Origin of the sequence: Methylomonas sp. LW13, from assembly GCF_016865255.1 — a bacterium.
Lineage (GTDB): Bacteria > Pseudomonadota > Gammaproteobacteria > Methylococcales > Methylomonadaceae > Methylomonas.
In genome coordinates, this window is record NZ_CP033381.1 from 294,238 (window position 1) to 313,036 (window position 18,799).

An 18,799-nucleotide genomic window follows, 5' to 3' on the forward strand; every position below is an offset into this window, starting at 1 on the left:
GATAGATGATGTAAATCAGTATTTGCCTTATTTCAACCCAACTCATACCCAAACGCAAGCAAGCAATCCGATGAATATCCGCAGATTCCTGAGCGCAGCGCTAATCGTCTGGTCCGTGCAGGCGCTTGCCGAAGATACTAAAGATTTATTTGCCGCCGCGGCCACCGGCAAGCTGGACCGCGTCGAAGCGCTATTGGCGCAAGGATTGGACGTCAATGGCAAATTGGAGACCGACCGTACCGCACTTATGGCAGCCAGTTTTAACGGCAATTTGCGGATTGTCAAGGCGCTGCTGGCGTATGGTGCCGACGTCAATTTGGCGGACAAACTGGGTTCCACCGCATTAACGGATGCAGTGATGTTCGGCAATGCCGACATCGTCGGCGTGTTAATCGCAGCCGGTGCCAACGTCAATGCGGCGGACAGCCAGAGCGTGAAAATACTCGATAAAGCCAAAAAACTCGGCCGGGAAAACATCGTAAAGCTGTTAGAAGCGGCGGGTGCTAAAGGTTCGGAAGCCAAAGTCGAAGAAAAAATCGAAGGCGAACCCAAAGCCGAGGAAGAAAAAAAGCCGGAAGAACCGAAAAAATGATCCAATTCGCTGCCGACCGAATTTCCGGATTTGCAACTAATTAACCCCGCTAAAATTATCAGAATGACAGAATTACAAAAGCCATTACACATCCACATCCTCGGCATTTGCGGCACCTTTATGGGGGGCCTGGCCTTGATCGCCCGCGAATTGGGCTACACCGTCAGCGGCTCCGATCAAAACGTCTACCCGCCGATGAGCACGCAGTTGGAAGAGCAAGGCATTCGGCTGATGAACGGCTACAAGGCCGAAAACCTGGACTTCAAACCGGACCTGGTCGTCGTCGGCAACGCCATGTCGCGCGGCAATCCGGAAGTGGAAGCAGTATTGAACTTAGGCTTGCCTTATATCTCCGGCCCACAGTGGTTGGCGGAACACGTGTTGCAACATAAATGGGTGTTGGTGGTGGCCGGTACCCACGGCAAGACCACCACCAGCAGCATGCTGGCCTGGGTGCTTGAATACAACGGCTTCAAACCGGGCTTTCTGATCGGCGGCATTCCGTTGAATTTCGGCATCTCCGCACGTTTAGGCGAGTCGGATTTTTTCGTGATCGAAGCTGACGAATACGACTGCGCCTTTTTCGACAAGCGCTCCAAATTCGTCCATTACCGGCCACGCACCGCGATTTTGAACAACCTGGAATACGATCACGCCGACATCTTCGAAAACCTGGACGCCATTAAAAAACAGTTTCACCATCTGGTGCGCACCATACCCAGCGAAGGTCTGATCATCGCCCCGGCTTGCGAACAGCACGTCACCGAGGTGCTGGAAACAGGCTGCTGGACTCCGGTCGTCAAAACGGCTATCGACGGTGAAGGTGATTGGCAGGCGCACTTGTTAAAAGCTGACGGCAGTCGCTTCAGCGTCAGTTTTGCCGGTGAAGAGCAAGGAGTAGTCGAGTGGACTTTGACCGGTCGCCATAGCGTCTACAACGCCTTGTCTGCCATCGCCGCCGCCCGGCATATCGGCATTCTGGCAAAAGATGCGATAGCGGCTTTGCAGCAATTTCAAAATGTGAAACGACGCATGGAAGTCATCGTCAAAAGCGCCGGCGTTACTGTTTACGACGACTTTGCCCACCATCCGACAGCGATCAAAACCACGCTGGACGGCCTGCGCCAACAAGTCGGTAACGAAAAAATCCTGGCCATCGTCGAGCCGCGTTCCAACACCATGCGATTGGGCGTGCATACGCAATCGTTGGCCGAATCATTGGGCCAGGCCGACCGGGCCATCGTTTATCAGCCCGACAATCTGGGCTGGGATTTAAGCCAGCTACTCAAATACGCCGGCAATATCGAGATTTGCAATGACCTGGAAAGCATCATTTCCACCATCAAAGCCCAAACCGGCGGCGCGTGCCACGTGCTGCTGATGAGTAACGGCAGTTTCGGCGGCATATACAAACGCCTGCGGGACGAGTTGTAAGCCATGAACCGGGTCGAAATCCGCTACTGCACGCAATGCCGCTGGCTACTGCGTGCGGCCTGGATGGCTCAGGAATTGTTAAGCACGTTTGAACAGGAACTGGACGAATTGGTGTTGCAGCCCGACACTGGCGGTATTTTCGAGGTGCGCGCCAACGGCGAATTAGTTTGGTCCCGCAAGCAGCAAGGCCGGTTTCCGGAAATTACCGAGTTAAAGCAATTGGTGCGCGACCAGATTGCCCCCGAGCGCGACCTGGGGCACGCCGATCGTAAGCCCGCGCCGCAGTCTTGATCAGGCTGCGCAGAGACTAAACAAGGCTAAGCTGTCTGAGATGATGCTCCCGGAAGACGACGCCACCCTCATCAAACCGCAAGACGACGATCTGACCCGGATCAAGCCTCGCCCCTACCCACAGGTGTTGAACGGCAGTCCGGAGCAGGACGGTAAATTCAACGATGATTATTCTTTGCGCGGCGCCGTGGGCGTGGGCGGTGGTGGTCAGGTGTTGCTGGGGTTTGACGAGCGCATCGGCCGCGAAGTGGCGATCAAGGAATTACTGGATCAGGCAGCGAATGATGATGTCGAGTTGAGCGCACGTTTTCTGCGCGAAGCTCGCATCACCGGCCGCTTGGAACATCCGGGGATTGTGCCGGTTTACGATCTGGGGACTAAACAAAGCGGCGCGCCCTACTATGTGATGCGCTTGGTGCGTGGCGATACACTGGCCAAAGCCCTAAAAGCCTGTAATGACGAGGTGTTGGCCGAGCATGCCTTGTCGCGGCGCCTGAGTTTGCTGGACAGACTGATCGACGTTTGCGAAGCGGTGGCGTACGCCCACTCCAAAGGCGTGATTCATCGAGACCTCAAGCCCGGCAATATCGTGCTGGGCCCGTTCGGTGAAACCATTGTTTTGGACTGGGGCTTGGCCAAGGTGGAAAACGAAGCCGATCTGGCGCCACTAATATCTGCCGCACCAAAACAGGTAGCCGACGATGCGGATTTGACCCGGATCGGCGACATTCTCGGCACCCCGGCCTATATGGCGCCGGAACAAGCTAATCCCGATTTCGGTGCGGTAGATACGCGCTCCGATGTGTTTGCACTTGGCTGTATTCTCTATTATTTATTGGCCGGCCATCCGCCGCTGCGCGGCAGTGCCGATGAGATATTGGCACAACTCAGTTCGCTGGCGCCCATGCCCTCGGCGCGGGAGCCGAAGCTGCCCATGCCGCCGGAATTGATCGCCATCTGCGACAAGGCATTATCCAAGGACAAAACCCTACGCTTTCCAAACGCGGCTGCGTTAGCCGACGAGTTACGGGCCTATCGCGACGGCCGCTTGGTGAGTGCCTATGCCTATTCGCGCGGCGAACTGCTGCGCCGCTTCATCGCCCGTAACAAAGTCGTGCTGGCGGCTAGTCTGGCGGTATTACTGGCGATTTTGATCGGCGCCGGGCTGGCCTTCAAATTTGGCGTGGAGGCGCATAAAGCCCGAGACTTGGCGGTGGCTGAAGGCGAACTCGTCAAGCAGGAAAAGCAGCAGGTGGAGCGTGCGCTAGCCGATGCCACCCGTATTTCCAATCAGAACCTGACGGCCGCCAACCAGATCGCGGACCGCATCTTGGGCAACTTGAACGAAATGCGCATGGGCATGCAGCAAACGGCTGAGTCCTTACACGGCAACACCGATTTAGCCGCATCCAGCGGCTTACTGGAGAGCTTGCTGCAACGTTATCCGCGCGGTGAAAGTTTCGCTACCACCCGCGCACCCGGGATTATCGTGGCGGTGGCGCCGGCCAAATATCGCCAAGCGCTGGGTGCGGATACCTCGCAGCTTGAGCACAACCGGATGGTTTTGGAGCGGGGCGTGCCGATTCTGAGCCGGATTTATCAAGCCCCAGAGGGCTTTCCCGCCGTCACGATGGTGGTGCCGATCAAACAGGGTAAAACCATCCCGGGCTTTATTTCCATGCGCATCAAACCGGCCGATTTTCTGGGTGGTTTGCTGGCCGAGGATACTCAGACCCAAAAACGCACAGTATGGGTTGTGCAAGATGATGGCCTGCTGCTTTACGATAGCGACCCGCAGGAGATTGGCCTTAATTTGTTCCGTGAGGAGCGCTTCAATCAGATACCGGAATTGCGCCAGCTCGCTGCTGAAATCGCCGATCAAGACGCCGGCGTGGGTTATTACCAAAGCCAGTCAGCGGGTCAATCCGCGCCGTCAAGGCAGATCGCCGCCTGGGTAAGTTTACGGCCGGCGGAGAATCGGGGCTGGAAAGTGGTGGTTTTAGAAGCTTGGTGACGCGGCTGTATTGCACAGTTTCGCCCTTGGAACTTATACAAGGCGTGGCGAAAGCATTGCGTTGAAGCGTAGCCGGTTAGAGAAAGCTTTGAGGGTCATTGCGCGTAATAAAGCCCCCGGCTGTGCCGGGGGTATCTGCTATGTCAAGCTTCTGATTTCGGCACGCCCACTTGAGGCTGTGATTTTTTCCAAAGCCCACCACCGATAAAACAGTTCCAGCCCCAGCGCAGCCAATTCAACAACGCTGCGGCCATCCACAAAGACCAAGCCAGCATCAGAATCCGGTAAGCCAGCAAAGGCAGGCTTACGACTGTGGCAACGGCCAACTGCGGGCCATTGCGATCCTGATACCAATTCAACAAAGTTGCAGAGGATTGATTTCCGGCAATTTGCATATCCGGTTCGCCCAGCAGGCCCTGCTCAACGGCAATCGCTATTAACAATAGCGACAACAGCGTCAAGCCGGCCAAGCCGATTTGCGCCAGATTGAACCAACGCGGCCGCTGCGGCGCATGATGGGCGCGGAATCCCAATGCAAACAACCAGCCCACCACTAAAAATGCGGCAGCGATATGCAGTTGGCTCAGACCGATCAACAATAAAAACCACTGCCAATGCTGCAACGGCGTAATGCTCAGCTTGCCGAAGCCGAATGCCAATAAGGCCAGTACGATCAGCAAACCCCAAATCAACACGGCCGGACCAAATTTTGGGCCGAAGGTCCACAGCAACCAACGTTGTTGCGGCATCAGCACTTGAATGCGGCTGTTGACGCTGGCAACACCAAGATCGACCAGCGGCGTGCGCAACAGCACGCCCGGTTCTTTAGTCGTTTGCCAATTCAGCACGATTTGCTGGGTGCCGGGATGTATCGGCAAGCTGACCGTCGCGCCTTGCTGGCGAATCGGCTGACTGACACCATCTATCGTCACACTTTGCAGCTCCGCCTGTTCCGGCAGTTTTACGGGGTGTTGGCCGCCTTTGGAGCTGCGGATGCTCAAAATCAGTTCGACCGTTTCGCTGCGTTGCCCCGGCTTGACCGCTAATTCGCTTCTATCGATAGTCAGGGTTGAGCCGACCACCGCTTGCGGTCGGCCGATAGTCAGATTGACCTTTTCGCCCGGCCAGGGCCGCCACTCCGGCAGCCACTGGCCCTGCCCGTCCTGGTGATGCACCACCGCGATACCGTCGGCTTGTAAATGCCAGATGGGGCTGACATCGGCGCGCCACACCTCGGTCCATTGCGGCGTGTCGGCGGCTTGCAAGGTCAATTGCTCGGTTTTTGCCAGTGCCGACTCCCATTCCAAAGTGGCTTGACCGGCCGCCATGTTCACCAATACTTTACCGTCCTTGATTCGCACTTGCGGACTGGTGACCGCTTCGCCCGGCAACAACGGTAGCTCCAGTGACACCGGACTGAGTGCGCCGGCCAATTGCTCGACGCGGGTGGTCACCCGCCAGTCCAAGCCCAAATGCAGGGTTCTTTCCACCCGCACGAATGCCGGCAAGGCAGTTTGTTGCAGCTTGTTTTTTGGCCCTGTATCGAGTTGTAGACGGCTGAACTCGAGTTGCGGACCGACTTTGCCGTCTTCATACAAACCATCCACCCGCCAGCCGTCGGCATTGACGCTGGCGTGTTGCGGCGGCAATGGCAGCGGCAAACTAAATTTATCCTGCGCGGCATAACGGCTCTGCATTGTTACCTTGTGTATGCCGGCATTCACGACCAGCCACAAGCTGCCGTCATCCTGCCGAATCAAGGCTTGCGCCTCGCCGCCATCGACGCTGACTTGCTCCGGAAACCATTGCTCAAGCTGAGCCGGCAGCGGTATCGCCAAGTCTTGTTGCGCATGCAATTGCAGTTCGATGCGCAACATCTCCGGCTTTACCATTAATTGCATGTCGGCGATCTGCGCGCAGTTGGGCAGGCATTGCGGTGCTTGCAGCAGGCGGGCTTTCAGTTGCTCCAGCATTTGCGCATCGGGCAGATCGGCATAAGTCTTTTCGCTGGGTGCCATCAACAGCGGCAGCAACAACAGACAGCTTAAACCCGGCAGAGACAAGCGCCAGTTACTGGCGATGGCGCCGAGCATTTTCAAAACCAATACCGCCACTAGTGCGGCCTGGGCAAAGTGCAGCAACATCATCATAAATGGCGACAAATACCAGAGTCCGATTTGCTGCCCATTATCGACCGCGCCGTTCCAGCTCAAATCCACCTTCTGCCAGCCCCAGTGTGGCAGACCAGGACCGGTTTGCAAATTGGCTTCCGGATCGACCCGTTGCAAAATGGCCGAGCTGCCGCCGTAAGGGGAGACAGGTACAACCGATTTTTTAAAATAAACTCCGCGCTCAGCTTCGCCCGAATCACTCCGTTCCGGCGCCATCGCCGAATCCGTCATCTGCTCAACTTGCATCGCCATCGGTGCCGCTGCACTCGCCATCGAATGCAGGCGTTGAATAGACTGCTCCGGCAACTCCAACTGCGGGTATATACCGATACGAATCTGCTCTATCATGAACGGAATAGTCAGCATCAGCAGCGCCAGCCAACTGGCGTTGCGATACCATCGCAGCCATTGCGCGAAACCACCTACCGGCAATACCCGTAACAGAGCCAGTACCGCCAGCACGTTCAACCAGATCAGGCGCGGCGCGTCTGCCTCATGCCAAATCAACGTCAAACTCAACAAGGCAAATGCGCCCCATTGCGGCGACCAGATGCGCCCCACCGCCAATCCGGCGATCAAGACCAAGAACAAATCCAGCAAAGTCCAGCAGCTCAACCAGCTATTCGGCACATTATCTACGCCACTGACCGCCAGCAAGCGCCAGCCGGGTGGAATGTTCAGTTCAGCCTGTACTTGTTGAAATCGCTGCTGCCAGCCGCTGGCATTGATCGAACCCAAATCGGCTTCGATCCGGCTGTCGGCATTCAGCTGGATGGCACCGCGGCGCACTTCCACGCCCTGTTTGCCATCCGCCAGTTGCGTGATCAATTGGCTCTGACCGTCCAGTTGCACTTGGCCCAGTCCCAGCTCGGGCACCGCGTTCAAACGCCAGTCGCGACTCATCGTACCGGTGATGTTATCGCTGACCGTGTAACCGCCGCCCTCGAAGTCCAGCCACAGCGTGCGCTTCAACTTGAGTTGATTCGGTTCGGGCTCAGGGTCGCCGCGGCGCATGACCTTAAACTTCATGCTCTCGCCTTGCTTGAGTTGATAGGTAGGTAAATGCTGCCATTCCGCGGGCAGATTGGTTTGACTGCCGTCTATCGCGGTCAAATTCTCGATCTCCACCAGACGCAAGGCCGGCACGGCCTGGAATGCCCACAACTCTTGCGCCGGCCAGTTCTCGTCCTTTACAGCCAAATCCAGTTGCGTCAAGGCTTGCGGGTGGCGGCCATGAATTTCGATACTCCAACGCCCCGGCCGTACTTGCACCAATAACCGCCCGTTACCGTCCAGGCGAGCCGGCAACGAGCTATTCAACGCCACCGGGATAAAGTTAGGCAGTAAAGCATAAGGAAACTCAATCTCCCGCGCCTTGCCGGAAACTTCCAAATCCAGCCGGGTAATGACTTGCAGCGGCACCTCGTCCTGCACCTGCCGGAATACTTGCAGGTCCAGCCTATCCTGCTCCCGGTCGGCAGTGTCGGCGTTCTCGGTATTCAGCCACAAGGCACCTTGCTTGATGGGTGGATACGCGACCGGTTTATCGTTGACGCTGAGCTGAATCAAGCCGCTGGCTTCGGGTAAGGCTAATTGTTCCGGCAAGTTTTCCCAGAAAAATTCGCCGCTGATCTGGTAGCGGCCGGCGGGCAAGTGCAGGGCCGGCTTACCGTCTTTTTCTACGACCGGCTGGGTTTGTTTGTTGACGGTGACCGCCTGCGGCCAATGTTGCGTGTCGCCCGGCAAGCTAATCCAATCCTGGCGATACACGGTCCATTCGGCAACGAAGCTACCGTGCTTGGCTTGTAAATTCAGGTGCAGAGCGCCCGGCCAGGCGCAGTGTTTTTGTTGGAAATCGTCGAAGATAAACGGGCAACGATACTGGGTTTCATCCGCCAACACCCAGTTGACCCAGGGTTTTAACGGTTCCGGAACGTCTTGCATGTCCAACGCCCTTGCCGTTTGCAACGGTGCCAGCCCAAGCAGTAGCCACAGCATAAAAACCAATCGTCCCATATTATCCTCCCGCCTTCATCCCATTTAAGGGACTTGATAAACATCACAGAAAACTCTCCCTCCGCACCCAGTGGCATAAAGGGATTTATGTATCTTAACATTCGTCATGCTTATCTAGCGTGGGGGCGATTTATCCCCAGCCGGGCTAAAGCTGGTGAAATTGAGCAATCTCCGGTTTTTGCTTTTAAGTCGCTGCGCCGTCTGCCTCTTGTAGCTATTTGTTTGATGGTGCCGGGGAAATCTTTATCAGCGGCGGATCAAGCGATTAACGACCCTAAGTAGCTGAGCTCCGAGAGCATGACCACTGCCCAAATCAGAATGCTGATGCCGGCAGCGGCTGCGGCAATATCCTTGATGACGCGGATTTTTTCATTTTGCCGAGTTTCCACGAAATCGCACAGCGCCTCTATCGTGGTGTTAAACATTTCGCATATCAGCATCAGCCCAGTGGCGGTAAGTACCGAGATGAAATCCACCCATTGGCGAAAATAAAAGCATACGGCCAAAATCAACACGGACAGTACGACCTTATAGGCCACACTAAAATCATAAACAACCGCGTAGCGCAGACCAGACAAACAGACCTTCAATTTTCTAAAAGGGTGATAACCGCTCTGTCCGGTATTAAGAAATTTGTTTCGCATGACTCACCTGATGAAGATGCCGCCGTTTTGCAGCAGATTAATTAAACCCAGCACCCACAATAGTCCCAGTAAGGCGCCAGCTAGTACATCCGAGGGGAAATGAACTTGCAGATAGACTCGTGAGACGGCAACCAGGGATACCGTCAATAGCGTAAACCCGGTCAAAGCGTAAAAGTTAAGCCCCAGTTTGTCGGGTTTGCACATCCAGCATAAGGCCGTAGCAAAGGCAACGATTTGCGCGGTGTGGGCACTTGGGAAGGAGGCGTCCAAGGGGATTTCACCCACAACGGGGAAAAAGTCGGGCCGCGGGCGAGCGAACCAAAGCTTGGCGAGACGGCTGAACAGGGCTGCACCCGTTAGGCTCAAGACCATCAACCCTGCCTCTTTGATACGGCTGTTTCTCACCAGAACACCGCTTAGCACTGCGGTTATCGGGGCCAGAATGAACAGCGAACCCGCCCAGGTGATGGCTGCAAAAAAACGATCCAGCAAGATACTTCTGATGCCGTGCGCGGTACTCATTAGAACGCGATCCCACGGGTGCCAATGCACACTGAAGCGCTCGATAAAAACCAACAGTGCGATTGCCGTTAACCAACATCCAAACGTCGGGAGATATTTCAAGCCTAACATTTTCATTATTTTGCCTCCGCGTTAGCCAACCACTAATCCGGCCGTTGAATCTCGCGGTTTCCGGGCAGTCGAGAGTGTCATTGTTACCATGGATTCCGGCTTTTGCCGGAAACATCTACTTCCAAACCGCGGCTTGCCGCTTCGCCTGTCATGCGTGTTGGTGTATTACCGACAAATTGTTGGGAAAACGGCAGGGTTTTAGGTGCTGATAAGTTAATTTTTTCTTATGTGACAGTAGCTTATGTTTCGTGGGTGGTGGCATTCTAATTGCTAAGCAAGAGTCGCCGGCATAGGCCTTGTTGACTTTGCAACCTGGTTTGGCCGGTATTCTTTATTAGTCATGAGGTGTTGATATGTTCGAAGCCATTGTATTGTTCATACTGAGCGGCCTGGTCGCTGCGTGCGCATACTCGTCTCAGGGTTGCGAACTTTCCTTTTTCGGCAAACTATTTCGTTCCGCTAAAGGCCAAACGCCAGCAACTTCGACCAGCCAGTCTGTCGCTACTGACAGCACGGAACCAAGCTCCAGTTTTCTGGAACAGCTGCAAAGCGAAATTGAAGCCACTTTATTTCCGCGTCCTACGGACTCGGTATTGCGGCGTCATTACGATGCCTTGGTTGCTGTGGAAGTGAAAAACCGGTTGAGCTTTTTTAGCTGAGAGCCGAGGATTCTATATGCAGCCCAGGCGGGCTGCATATAGAGTCAGTCTCCAGCTTGGTTTTAGTGCCTCGCTGGTGGTAGCGAAAAATCCCCGCATTTCTCTGGCTTAGAAATTGACATTGATATTGGTTAGCCAAACGTGATTGGTGATATCGGGCGAGCCGTAGTTATGGATGTATTGCAATTGATAGCCGGTATCGACATTCAAATTTTTGGTTACTTTGTAGCCCACCCCGACATAACTGCGATTTTGGTTGATACCGGTTTGCACGGATCGCGCCAGCCGGCCCTCGTCTATGGAATTGAAATACACAAACAGCTCATCAAGCGCGATTAGATAAGCTTGGCTGTCCGGTATTGAATAGACTAGACGGAAGCGGTGCCGCATGCGATGGCCGACGTCGCCTTCGTGGGCAAAGAAGCGTTGCTCGAGACGAAACCGGTACTGAAAATTCAATTGCGACGTCCAATTATCTATCCACTGCACCTGCTGCATCGCATCGTTAGTGGCCATTTCAAAGTCGGTTTGCTCGTTGTATTCGCCTTGCCAGGTATAACCTAGCCAGAGCTGCAATTTGTTGGTTAGCTTATAGCCGAGCAGTGGACGGACAATAATTTGATTAAACAAGGTATTGTCGGTTTTGGTGCGCGGTGCCAATTCCAGAAAAACTAAATAGGGGCTGCCGCCGAAATCGGTTTGATAGGTATTGCTGATCCAGGTGCTGAAATCGTCTTGCACGGGGCCGGCTTCAACTGCGAACGATGTCAGCGTAAGGCCGGTGAACAGCAGGGCTAAGTGAGTTTTTTGCATGTGTTGGTACCGAAGAACTTGATTTGAAACGAACGGCGTCACGGTCAGCGGGGCTTTGCGTGTGCGGGTGCACGGTTTATCTGCTGGGGATAAGCTTATCTCAATTCTTGATAAATGTGCTTACTCAGGGCACGTATTCTGCGTGCTACGCAGAGGCTTAGGTTTATAAGTTTGTTGATTCAGGGAGTCGAGCGTAAGTCATCTGCTTGCCGCCATGCGGCTTTGTAGGAGCGGGAAAACCCGAAAGAGGGTTTTGGCCCGATTACATTGCAGACAAGCTGTTTGCCAAAGAAGTCTGCAACAGCAAAAGGTATTAAACGGTGACGTGATTTAGAGCGGTTTTAGACAAACCCTCCGGTTGCCGGAGGGGGTGTGTCAGCGAAATGAATTCGGCTTAATCGGTCAAGCCGCTTACGCCTTCGACGGACCAATTTTCGAAATCGCTGGCTCCGGAGGTGTCGTCGCCTTTGCCGTATTGGATCCGGCAAGCGTAGTGACGCATCACGTTGGGGCTGTCTTTGCCGCTGATTTCCACGTCGGCATTGACAATATATTCGTAGTTGCCGAGAGTCCAGGCATTGGTCGGTTGGCTGGCAAATGACAGGCTTTGATCTTCGTCGGCTTCGTTTTTGATGTAGGTGTTGCAGTGGGCGAACGCCATAGCGGTCATGTCTGTGCTGATGGACATAGGGTTGGCCGCGTCCTTGCTTTCCACCAAAAATAAATCGGAAGCGGCGATGTCGTACATAAACGGCAGGAAAAACTTAATCTGAATGGCTAGCAGGCCTGCCAGACAGACGGCAAATATTATAATTTTCTTTTTATTCATGGCTCAAATGGTGGTTTTTATTGGTTTAATTATCTAGCGATCACCCGCGATTCTAACAAAGATCGTGGACAGTAGGAAATGCCAACCCTCTCCGCCTAATTTACCGTGAATTTAATATTGTCCAAGCGCGCAGTTTTACCGCGTCCGTTTCGGCAAACGCCGGTCTGGCTTGGCTTATTCCAATGTTCGCGCCAGCTCGTGCCAAGCTGCTTGTTGATCGATTTCGTCCAGACCGTCGCTATTGTTGGTCAATACGAGTTTGTACGGCAGCTCTTCGGTTTGCAATGCTTCGGCGCCTGTCTTGGCTTTGTCCAATACGCTCAAGTCGGCTTCCGATGGGTCGCCGCCTTGTTCTTGTCTACGCTGTATGCGTTGCTGCAGCACCTTGTCCTTAGCCTGTATCGAAACAATGACGAAAGGAATTCCCAGGCTTTGTGCTAGTAACTGGAACGGGCGGCGTTGGGCGTGTTGCAAAAATGCGGCATCGACAATAACCGGGAACCCGAATTTAAGCAGAGTTTGTGCTAGGTCTAGCAAATGTTGGTAGGTTTTTTGGCCGGCTTGTGGATGGTATATGCCGCTATCGATTGCCGAACCGCTTTTTTGCAGGGCGCTTAACCCAAACAGCCGTTTTCTCTCGACATCCGAACGCAAGCGGATCAGCTGATGTTTTTCCAATAGTAATTGCGATACCGCGCTTTTACCGCAACCGGGTAAACCGTGGGTAAGAATTAATGCCGGTTTGCGCGGGCTTAAACTGCTGTCGGCCAAATTTAAATAACTTAGGCATGCTTGTCTGGCCGTTTCTGCGCCGGTTTGCGCGAACCTAAAGCCGGCGATCTTCGCGCGCACGGCAGCTCGGTAACTGAGATAAAAGCGCAACACGCCGAGGCCAGCGTAATCGCCGCTGATTTGCAAATAGGCGTTCAAAAACCGGTACGCCAGATCGGCGCGCCCGCGATGGAGCAAGTCCATGATCAGGAATGCCGCATCGCTGATCGTATCTATCCAGCGCAATTCCGGCGAAAACTCGATACCGTCGAATGCGACCGGCCGGCCTCTTAACAGCACGATATTGCCCAGATGCAGGTCTCCGTGGCATTCACGAATAAAGCCGGCTTGTTGCCGCTGTGAAAACAGGTTTTCGGCCGCCAAAAATGCCTGCCGACAGTTATCTTGCATTGACTTGATCAATGCGGCATCTTCGGGTTTCATCAACTCAAGCAATTGCTGAAAATTTTGCCGGGCCGGCGCTTCAATGGTGGCCGGAGAGCCGTAGTTCGAGTCCGGACTCGCCGGCGCCAAGCCCCTATGAAACCGGGCGATAGTGTCGGCCAAGCTGTCGATATGCGTTGGCGTAACTTCCGCTTGGGCCAGTAACGTATCCATCAACTTATCGGCTGCAAAGCGGCGCATTTTTACCGCATATTCAAACGCCGGCTCCACGTTGATTCGGGGTTGTTTGGGGCACCCGCCAATAGCCGCCACCTGCAAATAAATGCCGGGCGCCAGACGCCGATTCAAGCGAATTTCTTCCTGGCAGTAAAAGTAGCGCTGGCTAAGTTGGCTGAAATCCAAAAAGCCCAAATCGACCGGTTTTTTAATCTTGTAAGCATAGCGGCCGGCCAGCAACACCCAGGAAATATGGGTTTCCAGTACGGTGACCCGTTTGACCGGATGCGGGAAACAGGCCGGATCGCAAAGAGCGCTTATCAGTGGGGGATATGCAATGGCCATGGTTAAACACCTTCCCAGACTGAGCGGGATTAATACTGCAACGGCAGTGCCTTGTACTGCCGGCGATTCTGGCAGACCGGCGAGCGCTATGCAAAGCACGCCCAAACCTAAATTGCTGCTAGGCATGTCGGTCATAAATGCCAGGATTTGCCGTGCCTTACAGCGTAAAGTTACGTAATGGTTGAGATTTCGACTATAATCCCGCCCCGCTTATATGGCTTTTTCATAGGCTTACCAAATTCGACTGGTTTACATCAACTTCATCGACATGCTGATTTCGACCCTGGTACCTGACTGGTACGGAGCCTGATAAAAAATGGACATTACCCTCATCATTAAATCCCTGATACTCGGCGTAGTTGAAGGATTAACCGAATTTCTCCCCATTTCCAGCACCGGCCATTTAATTCTAGCCGGCGATTTGCTGAATTTTAATGACGACAAGGCCAAGCTGTTTACCATCGTCATTCAGGTCGGCGCGATTCTGGCGATTTGCTGGGAATACCGGGCCAAGATCGGCTCGGTATTGAGCGGATTGACCAGCGACAGGCAAGCACAAAAATTTGTGTTGAATCTGGCGATTGCGTTTATGCCGCTGGCGACGCTGGGCTTGTTGTTTGGCAAACATATCAAGGCCGCGCTGTTCAAGCCGGTGCCGGTGGCGTTGGCGTTTATCATTGGTGCGTTCGTGATTATCTGGGCGGAAAAACGCGAGCATAAAATCCGGGTCGATAATGTTGACGATCTCAGTCCGCTGGATGCCTTGAAATTGGGTATCGCCCAAGCTTTTGCCTTGATCCCCGGCACCTCCCGTTCCGGCGCGACCATTATCGGCGGCTTGCTGTTCGGTTTGTCGCGTAAGGCGTCTACCGAGTTTTCTTTCTTTTTGGCGATTCCCACCTTGGTCGTTGCCAGTCTGTACGACTTATACAAGCACCGCGACTTACTGCATATCGAAAGCGATGCGCTGTCGTTCGCGGTGGGATTAGTCGCGGCTTTTATCAGTGCCTTGCTGGCGGTTAAAGGTTTGCTGCGTTACATCAGTCATCACGATTTCATCATTTTTGCCTGGTATCGGATTGTGTTTGGCGTGGTGGTGATTGCCAGTGCTTACAGCGGTTTGGTGCAGTGGACGGTGGATTAGCATTCGGCGTCACGTAGGGCAGTATTTCGGTTTTTTGATCTTTAAAATTAAGGGTAGGTTATGGCTTTGCCACTGTTGATGATAGTCATCGGTCTGATTGTGTTGGTTTGGAGTGCCGATATTTTTGTCGAAGGAGCTGCGGCGATAGCGCGTTTTCTGGGCATGTCGCCGTTATTAATAGGTATGGTGGTGATCGGTTTCGGCACCTCCGCGCCGGAGTTGTCAGTGTCCGCCTTGTCGGCCTGGCAAGGCAATCCAGGCTTAGCGCTGGGCAATGCTTACGGGTCGAATATCACCAATATTGCCTTGATTCTGGGGATGGTCGCCTTGATCAGTCCCATTACCGTCCATTCGCAAATCGTTAAAAAAGAACTGCCGGTATTGTTTGCCGTGACCCTGTTCGTGCTCGGTCAGGTATACGACGGCGATCTGTCGCGGATGGATGCGGTGCTGGAACTGGCGGTATTCGTTGGCGTGATGACCTGGATGGTCCGGCAAGGGATGAGTAAAACAGCCGAGACGACCGACGTGTTAGGCGAAGAAGTTGCTGAAGAATTGGAAGAGCATGCGATGTCCTGCGCTCAGGCTGTCATCTGGCTGGTTTCCGGTTTGCTGTTATTAGTGATCAGTTCCCGCTTATTGGTTTGGGGTGCGGTATCGATTGCCCAGGATTTGGGCGTCAGCGATTTGGTGATTGGTTTGACCATCGTCGCCATCGGTACCTCCTTGCCTGAGTTGGCGTCGTCGATTGCCGCCGCCCGTAAAGGCGAGCACGATCTGGCCCTGGGTAATATCATCGGCTCCAATTTATTCAACACATTGGCGGTGGTGGGTTTGGCCGGGGTGATTCAGCCGATGTCGATTCCAGTGGAAATCGTTAATCGCGATTGGCCGCTGATGGCCTTGTTAACGGTGTCGCTGTTCTTTTTGGGATATGCCAGGAAGGGCGAGCAAGGCCGCATCAATCGGGTTGAAGGCGGCATCTTGTTGGCCATTTACGCCAGTTACACCGTGTACTTGATTAACACCGTCGTGAGCGCTTAAGCATGTCCTTGGAAAAACGTTTGGGAAATATTGCCTTTCGATGGGGCAACTGGCTGCTGTATTCGCCGGGGTTAGTGTTACTGGCTTCGGTAATCTTGGCTTATCTGGCCGCGCAATACACCGGCAATCATCTGACCGTCAACACCGATACGGCGGAACTGATCGCTCCGGAAGCGCCGTTTCAGCAAAACCGCCGCAAATTCGAACAGCAGTTCGGCCAGGAAGTCCATACCTTGCTGCTGGTGATCGAGTCTTCCAGTCCGGAGTTGACCAAGGCCGCTGCCCAACGCTTGAGCCGGGAGCTTAGAGCGGATACCGAACATTTCACCAAAGTCTATCGGCCGGATGAAAATGCGTTTTTTCAGCGCAATGGCCTGCTGTATCTGGATACCGATAAGTTGCAGGATTTTTCGGTGACGCTGGCGCAAGCCCAGCCGTTTATCGGCCGAATCTCTCAAGATCCCAGTCTGAACGGTTTTTTCTCTATCTTCGAAGACGCGCTGAACGCGGAAACCAAGACCGAAGAAGTACCCATCGACCTGATGTCGCTGATCGACAAGGTCAGCAATTCCCTGCATAAAACTCTGAACGGCGAAACCGATTTACTGTCCTGGCAAAAACTGATCGCCGAAAACAAGATCAGCGAAGAGCAATCGGACAAGGCGTTTATCTTCGTCACGCCAAAATTCGACTACAGCCAGATTTTGCCAGTGGAGCCGGCGATCAAGGTTATCCGTCAAGCGGCCGACAAAATTCAAGACCCCAATATGCCGGCTGTCAAAGTTTGGGTGACCGGCGAAGTCGGTTTGGAGCACGACGAAATGGCCGGGATGAGTGAGGGTACCTTCACCGCCAGCATTTTTTCTATCGTGCTGGTCTGCGGCATTTTATTGGTTGCGTACCGCTCCTGGCTGTTGATGCTGGCTACCTTACTGACATTGGCTTTGGGCATGGTGTTTTGCGGATTGTTCGCCTCCGTGGCGGTGAAACAACTGAATCTGATTTCTGTTGCCTTCGCGGTCTCCAATATTGGTTTGGGCGTGGAGTATGCGATCCATTTTTGCCTGCGTTATCGCGACAATCTGGATCTCTACGGCAGCGACAAGGGCAAAGCGATTCGTTCGGCCTTGTTGGCAACCAGTCCGTCTTTGATTTTGTGCGCCGGCACTACCTCCATCGGTTTGTATGCCTTTATTCCCACCGACTACCAAGGCATTTCCGAGTTGGGTTTGCTGGCCGGTACCAGCTTGTTCATTTGCTTATTCATTACGCTGACCGTGCTGCCGGTGCTGCTTAAGGTGTTGCCGAATCCGCCCGTGCATCAATTGCATGGCGAACAACCCGGCGAATCGAAGTTTACCCATGTGTTGGCGCACTTTACGTTGCACTATGCCAAACCGATTTCCTTGTTGACTTTGCTTGGCGCGGTGGTTGCCGTGTATTTTGTGTTTCAGGTGCAAACCGATTTCAATCCCTTGAATCTGCGCGATCCGCATACCGAGTCGGTGATTGCCTTCAAGGACTTGATGAAAGAGCGCGAAACTTCGCCGATGACCTTGACGGTTTTGGTGAAAAACGAAGACGAAGCCAGAGCGGCGCAGAAAAAGCTGGAGAGTCTGAAAACCGTCGATAAAACCGTCAGCTTGTTCGACTTTGTGCCTGACGATCAAGAAAGCAAATTGGGTATCATCGACGATATGGTGCTGACGCTGGGTCCGCAGAGCCAGTTTTTCCCGCAATTGAAAACCGGCACTGATCCCTTGCCGGCCATCAAGCGGATGATCGCCGCGATTGATGCCAATTTGCCGAAAAAAACCAATCCGGCGGACATCGAATCCCTGCAAACCTTTAAACAGCAGTTGCAAGACGTGATGGTGGAATTGGAAGCCAGATTCCAGCCGGACCGCGGCGTGTTTATCGAGAAGATTCAAACCTCGTTGCTCGGCACTTTGCCCACGGTCATGAACCAGCTACTCGTCGGTTTCCATGCCGAGGAAATTGTACCGACCAGTATCCCGGCGGAAATCAAGGAACGCTGGTTGAGTAAAGACGGCTTATACCGGATTCAGATTTTTCCCAAGGAAGATTTGAACGATCTCGGTAACTTGCAGGCTTTCATCACCGACGTACAGGCCGTAGCGCCCAATGCCACCGATTTGCCGGTCATGTATTGGGAATCCATGAAAGCGGTGATCGGTGCCTTCCAGGAAGCCATCATCATTGCCCTGGTGGCGATTGCCTTGCTGTTGATGTTCATACGCCGCAGTATCGTCGACACGCTGTTGGTGATGACACCCTTAGTGTTGGCCGGCTTGTTCACAATGGCAACTACCGTGTTTACCGGCACGCCGATCAATTTTGCCAATATTATCGCCTTGCCTCTGTTAATGGGGCTGGGTGTCGATAACGGCATCCATATGGTTGAAAAATTGCATCATTCGTTGTCCGAGGATCAGAATATTTATCAATCCAGTACCGCGCGCGGGATGTTCTACGGCGCGTTGACCACCATTTCCAGCTTTGTTGGTTTGGCATTTTCCCCGCATCAGGGCATCTCCAGCATGGGTTTGGTCATCACTATCGGCATTTTCTGGATCATGACGTGTACTTTTGTGGTGCTGCCGGCTATCAGCAAGCTGGTTTTAAAAAAAACTGAGCATTTAGCCTGAGAGTTTGAAAACCATAGCCTAGACTTATCCGGCAACTTACATGGCGGCCGGTAAAGGTAGCGAACCCAGGGTAAGTTTGATTTTTATAATTAACTTTTAGTTTTTTAGA

Annotated in this window: 15 protein-coding genes; 9 read left to right on the forward strand and 6 right to left on the reverse strand. The window is 53.5% G+C overall.

All coding sequences use genetic code 11. The features are described from left to right. The first annotated feature begins 70 nt into the window (after window positions 1-70). From JL719_RS01275 to JL719_RS01290, 4 genes are all read left to right on the forward strand, one after another. Window positions 71-592, forward strand: a complete 522-nt coding sequence (locus tag JL719_RS01275; protein WP_033158230.1) for an ankyrin repeat domain-containing protein — start codon at window positions 71-73, stop codon at window positions 590-592. A gap of 63 nt (window positions 593-655) precedes the next feature. Then, a complete protein-coding gene (mpl, locus tag JL719_RS01280; RefSeq protein WP_033158229.1) occupies window positions 656-2,026 on the forward strand; it encodes a UDP-N-acetylmuramate:L-alanyl-gamma-D-glutamyl-meso-diaminopimelate ligase in 1,371 nt (456 codons plus the stop codon). Between the two features lie 3 nt (window positions 2,027-2,029). Next, the gene (locus JL719_RS01285) at window positions 2,030-2,317 is read left to right on the forward strand and encodes an Rdx family protein (RefSeq protein ID WP_033158228.1); all 288 of its coding nucleotides are present in this window, start codon (window positions 2,030-2,032) and stop codon (window positions 2,315-2,317) included. Between the two features lie 40 nt (window positions 2,318-2,357). Beyond that, the gene (locus tag JL719_RS01290) at window positions 2,358-4,331 is read left to right on the forward strand and encodes a serine/threonine protein kinase (protein ID WP_033158227.1); all 1,974 of its coding nucleotides are present in this window, start codon (window positions 2,358-2,360) and stop codon (window positions 4,329-4,331) included. A gap of 143 nt (window positions 4,332-4,474) precedes the next feature. Here the strand turns inward: JL719_RS01290 and JL719_RS01295 are convergent, their stop codons facing one another. Beyond that, on the reverse strand, window positions 4,475-8,518 hold the full coding sequence (locus JL719_RS01295) for a hypothetical protein (protein ID WP_033158226.1): 4,044 nt from the start codon (window positions 8,516-8,518) through the stop codon (window positions 4,475-4,477). Window positions 8,519-8,605: 87 nt separating this feature from the next. Here JL719_RS01295 and JL719_RS01300 point away from each other — a divergent pair, with 87 nt between their 5' ends. After that, on the forward strand, window positions 8,606-8,800 hold the full coding sequence (locus JL719_RS01300; RefSeq protein ID WP_165385905.1) for a hypothetical protein: 195 nt from the start codon (window positions 8,606-8,608) through the stop codon (window positions 8,798-8,800). Here the strand turns inward: JL719_RS01300 and JL719_RS01305 are convergent. Then, entirely contained in the window at window positions 8,776-9,162 is a 387-nt protein-coding gene (locus JL719_RS01305) for a diacylglycerol kinase (RefSeq protein WP_033158225.1), read from the reverse strand. The two genes, JL719_RS01300 and JL719_RS01305, sit on opposite strands and share 25 nt — an antisense overlap. A gap of 3 nt (window positions 9,163-9,165) precedes the next feature. Next, entirely contained in the window at window positions 9,166-9,801 is a 636-nt protein-coding gene (locus JL719_RS01310; protein ID WP_051670264.1) for a phosphatase PAP2 family protein, read from the reverse strand. A 347-nt stretch (window positions 9,802-10,148) separates the two neighbouring features. On the opposite strand from JL719_RS01310, the gene JL719_RS01315 reads away from it, so the two are divergent. Further along, window positions 10,149-10,454 carry a hypothetical protein gene (locus tag JL719_RS01315; protein ID WP_033158224.1) on the forward strand — a complete coding sequence of 102 codons (306 nt, stop codon included), beginning with the start codon at window positions 10,149-10,151 and terminating at the stop codon, window positions 10,452-10,454. A gap of 108 nt (window positions 10,455-10,562) precedes the next feature. Here JL719_RS01315 and JL719_RS01320 read toward each other — a convergent pair whose 3' ends face one another. The 3 genes from JL719_RS01320 to JL719_RS01330 all read right to left on the reverse strand — a co-directional run bounded on the left by JL719_RS01320 (window position 10,563) and on the right by JL719_RS01330 (window position 13,833). After that, entirely contained in the window at window positions 10,563-11,267 is a 705-nt protein-coding gene (locus JL719_RS01320) for a DUF2490 domain-containing protein (RefSeq protein ID WP_033158223.1), read from the reverse strand. A 394-nt stretch (window positions 11,268-11,661) separates the two neighbouring features. Next, complete coding sequence (locus JL719_RS01325) at window positions 11,662-12,096, reverse strand: hypothetical protein (RefSeq protein WP_033158222.1); 435 nt, start codon at window positions 12,094-12,096, stop codon at window positions 11,662-11,664. Between the two features lie 174 nt (window positions 12,097-12,270). Next, window positions 12,271-13,833, reverse strand: a complete 1,563-nt coding sequence (locus tag JL719_RS01330; protein ID WP_033158311.1) for a bifunctional aminoglycoside phosphotransferase/ATP-binding protein — start codon at window positions 13,831-13,833, stop codon at window positions 12,271-12,273. A gap of 316 nt (window positions 13,834-14,149) precedes the next feature. Here JL719_RS01330 and JL719_RS01335 point away from each other — a divergent pair, with 316 nt between their 5' ends. From JL719_RS01335 to JL719_RS01345, 3 genes are read left to right on the forward strand one after another with little or no spacing between them, the layout of a single operon-like run. Continuing rightward, a complete protein-coding gene (locus JL719_RS01335; protein WP_033158221.1) occupies window positions 14,150-14,977 on the forward strand; it encodes an undecaprenyl-diphosphate phosphatase in 828 nt (275 codons plus the stop codon). Between the two features lie 60 nt (window positions 14,978-15,037). After that, window positions 15,038-16,021, forward strand: coding sequence for a calcium/sodium antiporter (locus JL719_RS01340; RefSeq protein ID WP_033158220.1), 984 nt, complete (start codon window positions 15,038-15,040; stop codon window positions 16,019-16,021). 2 nt (window positions 16,022-16,023) lie between these two features. Continuing rightward, the gene (locus JL719_RS01345; protein WP_033158219.1) at window positions 16,024-18,690 is read left to right on the forward strand and encodes an MMPL family transporter; all 2,667 of its coding nucleotides are present in this window, start codon (window positions 16,024-16,026) and stop codon (window positions 18,688-18,690) included. Window positions 18,691-18,799 lie beyond the last annotated feature (109 nt).